The sequence below is a fragment of the Pseudomonas sp. Marseille-Q7302 genome (assembly GCF_965111925.1).
On sequence record NZ_CBCOPK010000002.1, the window covers coordinates 93,729 to 108,348 of the forward strand.

15 protein-coding genes are annotated in these 14,620 nt (G+C 57.5%); 6 read left to right on the forward strand and 9 right to left on the reverse strand.

Going from position 1 to position 14,620, the window contains the following annotated elements:
* Window positions 1-5 precede the first annotated feature (5 nt).
* From ACWPW1_RS21505 to ACWPW1_RS21530, 6 genes are all read left to right on the forward strand, one after another.
* The gene (locus tag ACWPW1_RS21505; RefSeq protein WP_007162841.1) at window positions 6-422 is read left to right on the forward strand and encodes a hypothetical protein; all 417 of its coding nucleotides are present in this window, start codon (window positions 6-8) and stop codon (window positions 420-422) included.
* A gap of 300 nt (window positions 423-722) precedes the next feature.
* The gene (locus tag ACWPW1_RS21510) at window positions 723-1,355 is read left to right on the forward strand and encodes an SOS response-associated peptidase (RefSeq protein ID WP_007162842.1); all 633 of its coding nucleotides are present in this window, start codon (window positions 723-725) and stop codon (window positions 1,353-1,355) included.
* 480 nt (window positions 1,356-1,835) lie between these two features.
* Window positions 1,836-2,480, forward strand: a complete 645-nt coding sequence (locus ACWPW1_RS21515) for a hypothetical protein (protein ID WP_007162843.1) — start codon at window positions 1,836-1,838, stop codon at window positions 2,478-2,480.
* Complete coding sequence (locus tag ACWPW1_RS21520; RefSeq protein WP_007162844.1) at window positions 2,477-3,184, forward strand: nucleotidyl transferase AbiEii/AbiGii toxin family protein; 708 nt, start codon at window positions 2,477-2,479, stop codon at window positions 3,182-3,184. Before ACWPW1_RS21515 ends, ACWPW1_RS21520 begins: the two co-directional genes overlap by 4 nt.
* Window positions 3,184-3,870: a PP2C family serine/threonine-protein phosphatase gene (locus tag ACWPW1_RS21525; RefSeq protein ID WP_132833155.1), complete on the forward strand. Its 687-nt coding sequence runs from the start codon at window positions 3,184-3,186 to the stop codon at window positions 3,868-3,870. Before ACWPW1_RS21520 ends, ACWPW1_RS21525 begins: the two co-directional genes overlap by 1 nt.
* A 352-nt stretch (window positions 3,871-4,222) precedes the next feature.
* Window positions 4,223-4,771 (forward strand): hypothetical protein, encoded by a 549-nt coding sequence (locus tag ACWPW1_RS21530; RefSeq protein ID WP_169854969.1) that lies wholly within the window; start codon window positions 4,223-4,225, stop codon window positions 4,769-4,771.
* 533 nt (window positions 4,772-5,304) lie between these two features.
* Here ACWPW1_RS21530 and ACWPW1_RS21535 read toward each other — a convergent pair.
* The 9 genes from ACWPW1_RS21535 to ACWPW1_RS21575 all read right to left on the reverse strand — a co-directional run bounded on the left by ACWPW1_RS21535 (window position 5,305) and on the right by ACWPW1_RS21575 (window position 14,235).
* Complete coding sequence (locus tag ACWPW1_RS21535) at window positions 5,305-5,634, reverse strand: four-helix bundle copper-binding protein (RefSeq protein WP_007162846.1); 330 nt, start codon at window positions 5,632-5,634, stop codon at window positions 5,305-5,307.
* A 226-nt stretch (window positions 5,635-5,860) separates the two neighbouring features.
* Complete coding sequence (locus tag ACWPW1_RS21540) at window positions 5,861-7,240, reverse strand: heavy metal sensor histidine kinase (protein WP_074585337.1); 1,380 nt, start codon at window positions 7,238-7,240, stop codon at window positions 5,861-5,863.
* Window positions 7,237-7,923, reverse strand: a complete 687-nt coding sequence (locus ACWPW1_RS21545) for a heavy metal response regulator transcription factor (protein WP_074585336.1) — start codon at window positions 7,921-7,923, stop codon at window positions 7,237-7,239. The genes ACWPW1_RS21540 and ACWPW1_RS21545 overlap by 4 nt, the downstream gene beginning before the upstream one ends.
* A 55-nt stretch (window positions 7,924-7,978) precedes the next feature.
* A complete protein-coding gene (copD, locus tag ACWPW1_RS21550; protein WP_074585335.1) occupies window positions 7,979-8,911 on the reverse strand; it encodes a copper homeostasis membrane protein CopD in 933 nt (310 codons plus the stop codon).
* A gap of 2 nt (window positions 8,912-8,913) precedes the next feature.
* Window positions 8,914-9,291: a copper resistance system chaperone CopC gene (copC, locus tag ACWPW1_RS21555; RefSeq protein WP_007163121.1), complete on the reverse strand. Its 378-nt coding sequence runs from the start codon at window positions 9,289-9,291 to the stop codon at window positions 8,914-8,916.
* Window positions 9,292-9,344: 53 nt separating this feature from the next.
* The gene (locus ACWPW1_RS21560) at window positions 9,345-10,355 is read right to left on the reverse strand and encodes a copper resistance protein B (protein ID WP_017641153.1); all 1,011 of its coding nucleotides are present in this window, start codon (window positions 10,353-10,355) and stop codon (window positions 9,345-9,347) included.
* A gap of 5 nt (window positions 10,356-10,360) precedes the next feature.
* Window positions 10,361-12,190 carry a copper resistance system multicopper oxidase gene (locus ACWPW1_RS21565; RefSeq protein ID WP_257706749.1) on the reverse strand — a complete coding sequence of 610 codons (1,830 nt, stop codon included), beginning with the start codon at window positions 12,188-12,190 and terminating at the stop codon, window positions 10,361-10,363.
* 94 nt (window positions 12,191-12,284) lie between these two features.
* A complete protein-coding gene (locus tag ACWPW1_RS21570) occupies window positions 12,285-12,512 on the reverse strand; it encodes a co-regulatory protein PtrA N-terminal domain-containing protein (protein ID WP_074585333.1) in 228 nt (75 codons plus the stop codon).
* A gap of 316 nt (window positions 12,513-12,828) precedes the next feature.
* Window positions 12,829-14,235 carry an ISNCY family transposase gene (locus tag ACWPW1_RS21575; RefSeq protein WP_231357415.1) on the reverse strand — a complete coding sequence of 469 codons (1,407 nt, stop codon included), beginning with the start codon at window positions 14,233-14,235 and terminating at the stop codon, window positions 12,829-12,831.
* Between the last annotated feature and the right edge of the window lie 385 nt (window positions 14,236-14,620).

A 14,620-nucleotide genomic window follows, 5' to 3' on the forward strand; every position in this document is an offset into this window, starting at 1 on the left:
TCCCAATGTCCCACCGGCTGAACAGCTACATCGCGCGGCTGCGCACCGAGCTGATGAGCGTGCTCATGATGGCGGAGCCGGAAGTCTGGGAGCAGGTGCGCAACGCTTCACCTGAGGCGCAGATTGACGCGTTGTTCAAGAGCTCTGCGATCAGGCGCTTTATTTGCGAGCACGCGCTGGGGCAGGCTGGGTACGAGAAAGACGGGATTGTTCAGCGGCTCCGCAACGGTGTGCTGTACCAGCTGGAGCGCCTCTCGATCGACTGGGATCAGAATGGCTACCCGGCGAACGTATTGCTCTTCGGCCGCCCCCTCTCGAACACAGACGACGCCGCTGCATTCTTGGGCCGAATCAGCGATTTCGTGAGCGTCCCTGCTGGCATTCCAATTTCAGGACCTGAGATCTTGGATCTGGTGAAGTAGGGCCACATTTCGCCCGGAGAATTGGGGAGCAGCTTAGCTATTGCCCCGCTTCAGAGGACCGCGATGCTATCGGTGGAACTCAGATATCTGCTGATGATCATGCTCGAATCCCATGGTGGGTGGACCCACTCACCTGTCCCTGGCGCTGAGCCTGCGGCTGGGAGGCGGGGGTGCTTGCGGCTCCTTGACCGATAAGGTGGCAGCAGCCCATCTGGAACGCAGCGTGGCCAACGGGTCAAACAAGGTGGCGCGGCCAACAAGGCGGCTGCACCAGGTTAGATTTCCCGGAGGCGACAGGGCATGTGCAGTCACTATGAGGCGCCGACGCCGGCGCGGTTGAAAAGCGCATTCGGCGCTTCCGTCGACGAGCAATACCAAGGCGAGCTCTGGCCCCTCTACATGGGACCCTTCGTTCGGCTGAACCCAGCCGAGGCGCAGGATGACGGCGCACCGGAGTACGACATATCGGTAGGCCAGTTCGGCTTGCTGCCTGGTTGGGCAAAGGGCAGAAAGCTCGGGCGCAGCACCTACAACTGCCGCTCCGAAACGGCTGCCACAAAGAACTCCTTTCGCACCGCCTGGAAGAGGGTCCAGCACTGCATCATCCCTGCAGCAGCGATCTATGAGCCCGACTGGCGCAGCGGGAAGGCTGTGCCCACGCGGATCGAGCGTGCCGACGGCGGCCTGATGGCGATCGCTGGGCTGTGGGAGGAATGGAGCGATCCAGATGGCAAGGGGCGCTTCAGCTTCACCATGCTGACCGTCAACGCTGACGATCACCCCTTCATGAAGAACTACCATCGGCCTGAAGATGAGAAGCGGATGTTGGCGATACTGCCGAATGGCTCGATCAAGGAATGGCTGCAGGCGCCAGCCGAAGCAGCGAGCGAGTTCCTTCGTCAATATCCCTCAGATCGCCTGCGCGCCACTTAGGTAAGGGCTGGGTCGACCGCCGCTGCTTCGATTGGAATACCTTCTTGGATAGCCTACTTGCGGCCGCTCAGCGGACCGGCTTTCCGCTCCTGCTGGTAGATTGATGCGAAGCACGGCGGTACTGGCGGCGTTACAGTTGCACCGGGGCCGAGGTCATCCGCATGCAACGTGCGCGCGAGGCTGACGCGGCGCTGTACAACGGCGTTGGCGAGCCGCTGGTAGCAGAAGATGGTGGAAGCGGGGGACCGACCCTCGCCTAACCCAGACCGGCCGTTACCGGTGTCGCCCAGCGTGTAGCCTAGAACTGGTCTTCTGCGGCACGCGTGCGAGCCAGCTTTTCACGCCCGCTCTAAGTATCTAAAAGCGCGCTGCAGGCCAATTATTCCCAACCTCGCCGACCTCGCGCGCTTGCGCAACAGGTAATTTGCTGTTCTTATTGTCCCGTGTCCTAGGACTTGGGACAAGTAGAGCGAGCAAAAAATGAAAGGTCAAGACGTAGGCGTGATGCTCAGACTCGTATGTCTGCAAAAACACGAGGCGAGAGACAAGGTTGTAGCGACGTGGCCACACGATTGGCGCGACTGGCACCATAATGAGGAAGATGCCGCCTTCTCGTATCAACCGGATTTCGATCTCGACGATATGTCACCAGGCGCCTCCTACTACACCGCACGCGCGTTGGAGGAACAGACCGGGATCAGCAAATCACAGATCGCCCTGGCTCTGAAGCATTGCGTAGAGATCGGCCTAGCTAGGGTGGATGTGCGCTCTCAGCTTCCCCGGGTCAACACCCAGGCTCTATTAGAGTTTCTCGTCTATGGACTGCGGTTCGTCTTTCCAGCTCGGTACGGCGAACTGACCAGAGGCATTGCGACCGGATTCGCCGCTCCTGTCCTTTCGCGCTCACTGATCAGCAGCGGTGAACATATCCCGGTGTGGCCATATGCCCGAGGGAAAACGATGGGAATGAAAGTTGAACCACTCTTCAAGACCGCAGTGCTAGCAGCTCGAAAGGATCCAGAGATGTACGCGTTGTTGGCGCTAGTGGATTCCATTCGTGTTGGCCAACCACGGGAGCGAAATTTGGCTATTGAGCTTCTGCGCGAACGCCTGGAGATGACATGAACGTCTTTCCGATTTTGAAAGAGATGATATGCAAGGTGGCGCACGCTCTAGGGCCTGATTTGTGCGAAGACATGACGTTCGTAGGAGGGTGTACAACCGGTCTACTGCTCACAGACGAGTTCATTCGCGATCAAGTGCGGGCTACGGATGACGTCGACTTGATCGTACCCGTAATGGGAGCGATTAAATATTTAGAGCTACAGAACCGCCTGCGAGCGTCTGGGTTTAGGACGCCCCACCTTGCGAAGCAAAACGTTCCAATTTGCACGATGATGCTTGGCGACCTCCGCGTTGATTTTATGCCGGCCGACGACTCACTGGGATTTACGAATCGCTGGTACCAAGATGCGATCAAGAGCTCAAGTCGATACCGATTGGACGAGCACACTTCAATCAAACTGGTCAATCCGGTGTACTTCATCGCGACCAAACTCGAAGCATGGAAGGGCAGGGGAAATGGAAAGCCGGTCGCCAACCGGGACCTAGAAGACATCTTTAATCTTATTGAGGGCCGCGAAGAGCTTTTGGATGAGATCCAAGAGGCAGGTGACGATGTTCGAAATTACATTGCTGCCGAGATCGGCCTTTTATTCAGCGACTGCCCCCAATTTCCAGAGGCCATCAGCGACCAAACCAGAAACGATCCCGAGCGTGAAAGATTGCTGTACGAGCGTATGCGAGCCTTGATCGGGGAAGTCGGCTGATGCACGTTACGTGGCAGAGCCGCCAAGGCGTAGGGCGCAGCAGCAATAACGATGCTGCTGCGGTAGGGTATACAGAATATGGCGTAATGGCGGTAGTAGTTGACGCGGCCGAAGATGGCGATGGGGCCGCATTTGCGCAGCACTGGGCAAGGTCTATCGTCATCGCTACACAAGAGTCTTCTTCGCCGCTTGATGGAGACTCACTCCGCGCGCTTATCAACGCTGAGCAAGACCGGCTGAGATCGAAGTTTTCGATTGAGAAAGCGGCTTATTGTTGCGTATTCGTTGACCTACGCGTCCTCCAAGTGGAGGTACTTTATGCAGGCGACTGCCAGCTAGGCATCCTGAAGACCGATGAGTCGGTTACCTGGATAACGGTTCCGCATACGCTCAGTCGCCAAGCGGAACTGCTGGGGATTTCAGCGCCGGTCGATGCACGGCATGTGCTGACGCGATGCTTAAAGGTGCATCGTGCGCACGTCCCAGAAAGCTGCAGCGTTACCTATGCTCAACCGGATCGGCTAATCGTATGTACAGATGGCCACTGGTACAAAAGCCATGCTGCGCAAGATGCGATAGCAGATGGATCAGATGACGCCAGCGTACTTACCCTTCAGTTCGGCGGCCGGACGCAGTATGTTGAGTCCGACTGCGAGAACTTTTTTCCTTGCGGCCCTCTTGAATAGCATGACGACGCCTAGGATGTATGGAGCCCGAGGAAGCTCGATAGCTTCCCCGTACAAGCCCCGCTTCGACGTTTTTTGTGCCTAAAGCTTTTCTATCTACCGCCGATAATCATGCCAGAACTCAGTATGGAAGGTGGATATGAACGGTAGGGCATGGAAATTTATTCTGGTATCGAGCGTGCTCGCTTGCAATTGGGCTCACGCTGACTTCCCAAGGACGTCCGTCGAGTGGAAAGCTCAGGAAGAAGGCGAAGCTCCCACCTCTCGCTACGATGTTTATATCGATACACTCCGATTCGAGTCTGACGATGGCAACGCCGATTCGCAGATTCAGCTCGCTCAAGAGCTACTGATGAGCACTAAGCTCAAGTCAGACGACCTTCCAAAAATCAAGCTTCTGATAGACGCAGCCGAAAGCAAGCTTGGAGCGGAAAAGGTAAGCATGGCCCGCAGTCTGCTAAAGGGTCAGGAGGGCAAGGTAGCGGGTACCACTATCATTTCTGAGCCTATCGTTGTTGGTCTATCACCCAAGCGTCCTCATAGCCCAGAAAAAGCGGAGTTTTATGCACGTTGCTCAGCAATGGCGTCTGTATTAAATGAAGAAATCGAAAAAGCCAAGGGTGCTACAGATCAGCTGTTCACTGATTTTTCTGTCAACTCCGCGGTCGCTTCGATTTTATACTCGGATTCCGCATACTTTCTAAAAATTTATCAGCCGAACGAATATAGCTACAAATACCAAATGGCCAGGCACCGGGCACAAACTATTTATGCATTGCAAAACACAATGAATGCCTGCATGGCGAGCATGAAGAAGGATATCGCCGAAATGAAGCCATTCGAGAAAAGTGCGCGTGATGATTTTTTTAAAATGGCTGATAACAGTGTAGGATTTAAATAATCCCGTCAGTTGTAAAAGTTTTCTAACCAGTAAGGCATTTTTCGTCATCCTTGCTGGCTGCACATCGTTTCGAACCGCGTGCACGGATTCTGGATCTGATCTTGCGCCATGACCGGTTGTAGGCACGCACGGCCGCCCTGTCCGGCTGCGCGTCCTGTCAAGGCTAAGTAGAGATGTCGCTCTGACAGCTAAGTAAAAATGTCATTATGACCTTACGTCCGAGCCTAACTCTTATCGGAGTGACATCAATAGTTGGTACCTAGCTGCAGGACTGCTGATAGTAGCCGCCGTCTTCTAGCTTCACGAAAGCAGCGATGACAATCGCAGCTCGGTACTGGCTTCTACCAGAGGCTTCGTGCTGTCACGGTGGTTTCCGCCAGGTTTGGGCAGCTGAGTGCAGGCGTACATGGCCGGACCGGGACGCCCAATGCCCTGAAGCCGTTACAGGTCAGTGAAGTGACTGATGCAATTAAGTGTGACGGAGGCATAGATGGTGAGGGCAGCCGAGCCGCCCCACCTCTGACTGACCGATATCAGGCGGCCATTCGCTCGCATTCCTCGGCACAGCGCATGCAGGCCTCGGCACACGCCTGACAATGCTGCGCCTCGTGCTTGGCGCACTCTTCGCCACAGGCACGGCAGATCGTGGCGCACAGGGCACAGAACTGCTTGGCGTACTCGCTCTCGCGAGCCATTAGCGTGGCAGCCATGTAGCAAATGTCGGCGCAGTCTCGGTCGAGCTCGATGCAGCGCGCCATCATCTTCACGTCGTCTTCGCGCAGGCAGGCGGAGGCGCAGGTTTCACAGACGATAGCGCAGTTGGAGCAGGCCTGGATACAAGATTCGAACATAGAGTTTGTCATGGTAAATCTCCAGATTGGGAAAGAGTGACGAACCTGAGTGGCCCCGAAGTGAGTAGGCAACTCCACTCGCGTGAGCGGCTGCCGACCTCGGTCCAGAGGACCCAAAATATGCGACCGGCGCCTGCCGCAATTGGTTTTGCCTGGAACATTACAATTCTGTAAGCCATTCCCGATGGTAGTTTTGAAAGCGCCCGTAGGTATGGCCCGCTCACCGGTAGCCATCCGCTCAGGTTTGCATGCCAACAGGTCGCAAGAACGTCAGGGTGAAGGCCGTTCGGCCTCTTTGGGATGTACAGTTGATCGTGCCACCATGCGCCGTCATCAGCGACCGGGCGATGGCCAACCCGAGCCCCGCATTGCCGTCACCTTCGCGACGTGCTGGATCCACCCGATAGAACCGGTCGAAGATCCTCGCCTGGTGCTCCGGTGGAATTTTGGGGCCGGGGTTTTCTATCCGAAGCTCTACACGGCTGCCATAGTCCTGGATGTAGACCTCAATCGTCTCTCCAGAAGGGGTATAGCGCAGGGCATTGGACAGCAGATTCGACACGACACGGTCGATCATCACGCTATCCGCAAAGATCAAGGCGCTTCCCGATGCCTTGAGCTGGATACCCTTATCCTCAGCCAGAAGCTCGTAGTATCCGAACAGCTTGCCGATGACCCTACCCAAATCCAGCTCGACCGGTTCAGGTACGATCAGGCCGTTGTCGGACTTGGCCAGGAACAGCATGCCGTCGATGATTCCCGACAGGCGATTGAGCTCTTCCAGGTTGGAGGTCAGATTCTCCTCGTACACGTCCGAGTCCCGCTTTTGGGCCAGGATCACCTCGGTATGAGTCCGCAGGTTGCTGATCGGGGTTCGTAGCTCGTGTGCGATGTCGGCAGAAAAATTCGATAGACGTATGAACGAGTCGTCCAGGCGACCGAGCATGGAATTGAAGGCGGTGATGAGCTCGCGTAACTCATCGGGCACGGGCTCCAGAGGAATACGCTCCTTCAAGGAGCCTGCGGACATCGAGGCGGCTGTCTGGGTCACCTTGGCCACCGGCCGCAGCCCATTCTTGGCAACCAGCCAACCAAGTGCGGCACTCAGCACGGTGCTGGCTAGCAGAACGCCCCAGAACCAGCGCTCCAGCATGGCGAAGAAGTGCATATGCGTCGTGACGTCCAGTACCAACCACATGGTCAGCGGAGCAGTGGCCTCCGACGACGAGACTGGCGCCTTCAAGGCCCTGAACATGTGTCCGTCACTTTCCCACTCCCACACGCCATCGTGCTCGGTCGCCTGAGCCAGGGACGGCACCGATGACTGGGGAGGCTCTGCAAAAAAGAGGCTTCCGTCAGCCTGGAGGAATACCGCGCTGAGATCGGGATGTGCTCCCAGTAGCGTGTGCCAGCGAATCTTGAGCTGGTCCGAATTCGCGCCGGGCTCTTGAGCAATCTGGGTGATCGCTTCAAGCTTTTCTTCCAGAGCCTGGGCATCCAGAGCACGAAAATGGTGGCGGCTCAGCTCGTTGAAAGCGATGCCCACGATGATGAGGACAGCGACGACCGCGGCTACAAACATGAGGCTGAGGCGGAAGGTAAGTGAACCTGGCTTCATCCTTCGTCCTGCACGTCTAGCCTGTAGCCCATTCCACGGCAGGTGTGGAGAAGTTTCGCCTCGAAGTCATCGTCAATCTTGGCCCTTAACCGCCGAATCGCCACCTCGATGACATTCGTATCGCTATCGAAATTCATGTCCCATACTTGTGATGCGATAAGAGATTTTGACAGGACCTCGCCTCGCCGACGCATCAACAACTCCAGCAAGGCGAACTCTTTAGCGGTAAGGTCAATTCGCTTGCCGCCCCGCGTGGCGCGGCGCTTGAGTAGGTCAACCTGCAGATCTCCGATCTGCAGGTTCGTTTGAATCGGTGGGCTACCATGCCCGCGCCTTAATAGCGTTCGAACACGTGCCAGCAGTTCTGAAAAGGCAAAGGGCTTGACCAGGTAGTCATCGGCGCCCAGCTCTAATCCTTTGACTCGGTCGTCCACGCCATCCCGTGCCGTCAGAAACAGCACCGGTACCGACTGACCGGCAGCACGCAGGCGTGTGACCACCCCCCAACCATCGAGGCCGGGCATCATCACGTCGAGAATCAGCAGGTCATAGGCTTCAGTCTGCATCTGATCGATGGCATCCGTTCCGGTGACCACTCGATCTACCGTGAAGCCAGCCTCTCGGAGGCCCTGCTGCAGATAGATTCCGGTCTTGGGTTCGTCTTCAGCTACCAGCAGCTTCATGCTCCATCCTCGGCTACACGATCTTTTCGGGACGGCACTACGGGGCCAGGCAAACTCACATCCCCGCTTCCATCTCGGGAGATAGCGTACCAAGCCAAGCAATCAACCCAAGCACCAAAATGGCGGAACCCAGTTCTAAGGCCATGCTGTAGCGAATAGACCGTGCCGCACGCGTGTAATCGCCTTGGTGGACTGCTTGCTCCAATGCCGGGCTCAAGAGAAAGCGGTTGGCCGAAGCCAGCCCGATCATCACGCCGAAAAGGCCCAGCTTTCCCAGCAGCAGCAGGCCATAGGTGCTTTGCGCCAGTCCCCTGATTTGGGGTCCGACGATGAGCAGATAGTTCATCACACCTGTGAAGACGATCAGCACCACGATCACCGCCCCGGCTCGCTCGAAGCCGGTAAGCGTGCGCGATAGGATCTGGACTGACGCCCGCGTTTCCACTTTGCTGGGCCGCAGCAATAAGGCAAAAGCCACCAGCGCGCCGAACCAGCCACTGGAGGCCCATAGGTGAAGTATGTCTGCGCTGAAGTGCCAGAAGCGGCGGGAGCCTTCGTCCATGGCGCCGTGCCCGGCCCACGCCAGTGTGGCCAGCGCCACGCCTGCCAGCAGCGAAACCACGGTCAGGCTCGCCATTGGCCAACGAGGATTGAAGGCAATGGCCACAGCAGCGGCCACGAGTGCGGCCATACGGATAAGCCAGGCGGTGCCAAGCTCCGTCTCGGCGATCATCATCTCAACGTGCGGCATGGCCTCGCCCCATTCCGCCACGCCACTCATAGCCTTGGCCATTTGCACCATAGACACGGCGGAGAGCAAGAGACCCGCCACCGCGGTTGTAGCCAGCAAAGGCAGGAAGGGCAACACCATGCCCGAGCGGCGCTCAGGGCCACGCAAACTATAGAGACCGAAGAGCGCCAGCCCGAACAGCATCATCAAATCGGCATACAACGCGAAGCGAAGTCCGATGCTGAACGGATCTTCCATGTCTATTTGACCTTGAACGTCACGCTACCGGTGATGGGGTGGGTATCTGATGACACCGCCCGCCAATCGACCTTGTAGGTGCCGGCCGTCAAAGGCGAGGCAGGTGCGATGACCATGGTCTTAGGATCACTGCCACCCGAAACAGCCGCTTTGACCGCCATCGGCGGATGCTCCATACCCGACATCGCCGTCATGACCAGCTTCGCGCCGGAAAACTGAGTGACCAGGTTTTCAGAAAAGTGCAGCTCGATCTTTGCCGGGGCGGCGCCTTCAGTTCCTTCGGCAGGCGTCGAAGACACCAGCTTGGGATGGGCTTGAGCCAGGGCGCTAAACAGCATTCCAGCGGCAAAGAGCGTGATGAAAGGTGCACGATTGAACATGCGAACTCCTACAGCCCAAGGGGCGTTCGTGGGGAATGAGATTTGGTGTCTGGTTAGAACCACATACGTACGCCCAGGACCAGGCGGGCTTCGCTGCGGTCTTCCCCTTCCTCCCGGGCAAAATCGGCAGTGTTGCCATAGGAGCGGTTCCAGCTAACGCCAATGTACGGGGCGAATTCCCGGTAAATTTCGTACCGCAAGCGCACTCCGACTTCCGTCTCGGACAAGCCTGAGCCGATTCCGCGTTTGGGGTCGTTCTGCCCGTAAAAATTAGCTTCGGCGGTGGGCTGCAAGATCAGGCGATTGGTCAGCAAGATGTCGTAGTCGCCTTCCAGCCTCAACGCAGTTTGGCCACCCTCTCCAAGGAAAGCGGTCGCTTCGGCCTCGAAGTTGTATAAGGCCAGACCCTGGAGACCAAATGCGGCCCACGTCTGAGGCGGCCCTGGTTTGAAGTCCTGCCGTACGCCACCCACCACGTCCCACCACGGGCCGATCGAGTGGCCCCACAACGCTTGTAGCTCGGCGGATTCGGTTTTGCCGTTGGTGCGCTCCCCCTCGGAGCGAATCCACAGCCGATCAATATCCCCCCCTACCCAACCGTTGACGTCCCAACTCAGCACACTGCCGTTATCAGCGTCCTGCCACTCAAGCTGATCGAACAACAGGAAGTAGTTGAGGGCATCGTCATGGACCGTGTGACCTTTGCCGCTTTGATAGACGGCCGCCCGGTTGGCATCCGTGATGGGCGGAATAGGTGTGCGGCTTTGAGCGAGGGCTGCCGGCTTGCTGGGCGCCATGGTGGTCATTCCAGAGTCCATGCCCTGCATCTTGGAATGATCCATCCCCTGCATCTGGCTGTGGTCCATGCCCTGCATCTTGGAATGATCCATTCCCTGCATCTGGCTGTGGTCCATGCCCTGCATCTTGGAATGATCCATCCCCTGCATTTGGCTGTGGTCCAGGTCAGAACTGCCCGCTTCGGCAGCAAAGGCACCAACCGAAGCGATGCTGAAGCTGGTGATGGCAAGCAGCGAACAAACGTGGAGTCGATTCAACGCGGTCACTAGCTTCACTCCTCTACCCGGACTTCGCGGAACATACCCATCTCCATGTGGTACAGCAGATGGCAGTGATAGGCCCATCGCCCCAGGGCGTCGGCGGTGACGCGATAGCTGCGCTTGGATCCGGGTGGCATATCGATGGTGTGCTTGCGAACCAGGAAGTTGCCTTCCTCGTCCTCCAGGTCACTCCACATTCCGTGCAGGTGAATCGGGTGCGTCATCATCGTGTCGTTCACCAGCACAATCCTCACCCGCTCCCCGTATTTCAGAACCAGAGGATGAGCTTCGGAGAACTTGATGCCATCAAAGGACCAAGCGAACTTCTCCATGTGTCCTGTCAGGTGTAGCTCGATAGTACGGCTTGGTTCGCGGCCGTCAGGGTCTTCAAAAGTGCTTCTGAGGTCGGCGTAGGTGAGTACCTTACGTCCGTTGTTACGCAGACCCAGGCCGGGGTCATTCAATTTGGCGGTAGGGGTCATCGCCTGCATGTCGACCAGCGGGTTGTTCTTCTCACTCGCGGGATGACTTTGCATGGTCATTCCGGCCATTCCAGACATCGAACCATGGTCCATCCCCGCCATAGCGCCATGGTCCATGCCCTGCATAGAGGACATCTTGCTGTGGTCCATGGCTGGCATGGGGCTGCCTCCCATGCTGCTCATGGTCTGCATATCATCACCAGCCGCCGAATTCATGCCGTCCATGCCGCCATGGTCCATACCGCCCATACCCATGTCGTCCATCGTGACCAAGGGGCGAGGATCAAGTAGAGGGACTGGAGCCACCAAGCCATCCCGCACGGCAAGGGTGCCGCGAGCATAGCCGGTACGATCCATTGACTGGGCGAAGACCGTGTAAGCCTCGCCTGTGGGCTCGACGATGACATCGTAGGTTTCGGCCACGGCGATACGAAGCTCGTCGACCTCAACCGGGTTCACGTAAAGGCCATCAGACGCTACGACGGTCATTTTCAGGCCTGGGATACGGATGTCGAAGTACGTCATGGCGGAGCCATTGATGAATCGAAGCCGTAGCTTCTCGCCAGGACGGAACAGGCCTGTCCAATTCATGTTCGGAGCCTGGCCATTGAGCAGGTAGGTGTAGGTTGCGCCGCTTACATCCGCAAGGTCCGTGGGGTTCATCTTCATCTCAGCCCACATCTTGCGATCCGCCAGCGTCGCGGCCCAGCCCTTGTCAGCCACGTCATTGACAAAGTCGCCAACGGTACGCTTGTGGAAGTTGTAGTAGTCGGACTGTTTTTTCAGCGTGCGCATCAGCGAAGCCGGATCTTCATCCGTCCAGTCCGTCAGCATCACCACATGCTCACGATCGTATTTGAACGGCTCCGGCTCCTTAGCCTCGATGACCAAAGGCCCATACACACCGGCCTGCTCTTGGAAGCCGGAGTGGCTGTGGTACCAGTAGGTCCCGTTTTGCTGGAGCTTGAACTGGTAGACATACATGCCGCCTGGCTCGATACCCGCGAAGCTCAGTCCCGGTACCCCGTCCATATTTGGAGGCAGGATGATGCCATGCCAGTGTATGGAGGTAGCCGCATCAAGCCTGTTGCGCACGCGAAGCGTCACCGTGTCGCCCTCCCTCCAACGCAACAGGGGGCCCGGCAATCCGCCATTGATCACCATCGCCGTACGGCGCTTCCCGGTGATGTTCACCGGCATCTCGCCAATCGACAGATCGAACTCTGTACCCGTCAGTGTGCGGGGCGTTGTCGACCCAGCCGCCGCCCAACTGGGCGAACGCCACAGACCCAGCCCACCAAGCATGCCGGCGGCCGTGAGGCCTTTGACGAAGGTACGTCGAGAGGTTCTTGATTCCATACGAGCAGGTCCTGGTAGCGAGGACGGCACCGGTGCCGTGTACAGGAGTTAGAAGATTAGGCGGAAAGATGTCATAGCGCTTTGTAGGGCGCGATTACATTTCTGTAAGCATTGGGTAGGCCGCTTCGCTAGCAGCAAGCCTTGCCGTCTTCATCTTTTTTTCTGCAGACGTGCCAGCTAGCCTCGGCTCGGCTTTCTTGCTTTGCGCTGCTTGTTGGGCGTCCATCATGCGAGTGAAGACGCGATCGGCGCCCCCTTCAGCAAAAGCAGACGAGGAAAGGGTTAAAGCAAGAGCGAGGAACACAGCTTTAGAAACGTTCATGACGAAGCACCTTGGGCAAATACAGCGGCACATGCCGCGGACCACAAGGTAGCGCTGGAAAGCTTTCAGTTGACTGAGCCGAGGATTACAAAAGAGTCAGGTTTCGATCCTGAACCCTCGTATTCCAATACCCTGTGCATACCTATTGAGCGCATCGAGTGACCGAAACACCCTTATTAATTCGCGCCGGGAGCGGAGAGGAAAATGTCGGCTCTCTTTGCTATAACGCACCTGCAATTGCCACCCATGGCCCTCGGGACCTGGAATTGCGCGCACGTCGTATGCGGCCCCGGCCGCTACAAGCGCACTGAGCCCTTCAGCGCTGATTGACTGACGCATGACGGCTACGCTTCGGAGGCCGGCTTTTATCGAGGGCAGCCACGATATCCTCCGGCATGAAATCTTTGGCCTTCTTCTTCGGCGACTCTTGGCGCTGCGCTTTGGTTGGCTTTGGATTGCCAGGTACCGCTTGGGACCGACGGCTATCGCGCTGCTCTTGCATCCGCTGCGCGGCCTGCAAGACGTGGCCCAGCCGCTTGTTTTCCACGATGGTGCCTTGGCTGACCTCAGGCAACTGATCCAACGTCTCGTAGGAAAAGAGAATCCCTGCTGAACGGACCTCAATCCGGCCGTCAGGGTAGTGATAGATCTCTGCGTATCGGCCTGCTAAAGCTCGTGCTTGTAGCGTGTCGTGCAGGACATAGAGACGTCTGTCGTACTGCAGCGTGAGGCTTTTCGATACCCGCCGCGATTCCCGCCATGTGAAGGTTAGAGACAGGTCCTCGTCGTCGCGTACTGGCCGGTGCGCATCGAAATCCGAGCAGGCAATTTTACCGAAGCGGCGATTGTAATCGGCCATGAAAAGCGGCAGATAAGCGTTAGCGGCGTCGACAGTGCTGATGTTTCGTAGTCGCAATTCTTTGACCAGGCGATCCTGCAAGGTGAGATGGGCTCGCTCCACGCGGCCCTTAGCCTGGCTGGAGTTGGCGCAGAAGGTATCGATGTTCAGCTCGAACATGGCCCTGGCGAACTGCGTGTGGCCATCGCCACCCTGAGCATCTTTGCTGTTGACTCTAAACACACTGGCCTTGTCGCTGTAGAGCGCCAAGGGCTTACCGTGGTGCTCCAAGTAGGCCCGGGTAGCCTGGAAGTAGCTGAAGGTCGATTCGCTGCGGGTGAAGGCTAGGTGCATCAGGCGACTGGTGGCGTCGTCGATGTAGACCAGAAGGGTGCATGCCGGTGCTCGGTCCTCGAACCATCGATGATCGCTGCCATCGATCTGGATCAGCTCGCCCAGGCAGGCCCGGCGATTGCGTGGCTGGTACACCTTGGGCAGTCGCTGCCGACGCGGCGTCCATAACCCGGCATCCATCATGATGCGCCGGACGGTTTCCTTGGCCAGGCGTAAGCCGTGACATTCAACGAGCTTTTCGGCCGCAAGCGTGGGACCGAAATCCTGGTAGTGCTGCCGGATTAGAGCGGCGGCACGCTGCTCAAGGCCAGGCCGCAGCTGATGATTGCTGGGCTGGCCGCGCTTACGTGAGGTCAGGCCCGAAACGCCGGCGTCCCGGTAACGTTGCACCAGGCGGTGAACCTGCCGGGAACTCAGCTGCAGGCGCTGGGCGGCGCGTGTTGGCGTAAGGAACCCCTCGGTCACCGCCTGGATGACCTTGAGGCGACCAACTTCACGTAGGCTCATCGTGATCCGCTCGTAGGCTGACATCCTGATCGCTCCGCATCGGCTGCAAAGCCGGTAGGCTAGCTGCAATACGTGATCGGGACATTTCTATCTGGCTGGATCGCGACATTACTATTTGGCCGTAACACGTCCACTTCGCATAACACAACTTATGTTAAATTGGATATGGGTCTAGGCTAACGACTGCCCTTTGCCTTCCCATCCAGTCTTTAGCTTTACCCCTGATACGGCCCCCAGCTGCGACTCTCGCTTCCCTACCCTGGTGTTGTCGATCAGCCTCTTTTGCGAAATTCAGGATTTCTTGGAGTGACGATCCTGAAAACGCGTCCGTTACGAACGACGCCTTCAGGATCTCTCGACGGGTCACCCGCTTGCCAACGGTTCTCTAGCTCGCCAACAGCTGCTCCAG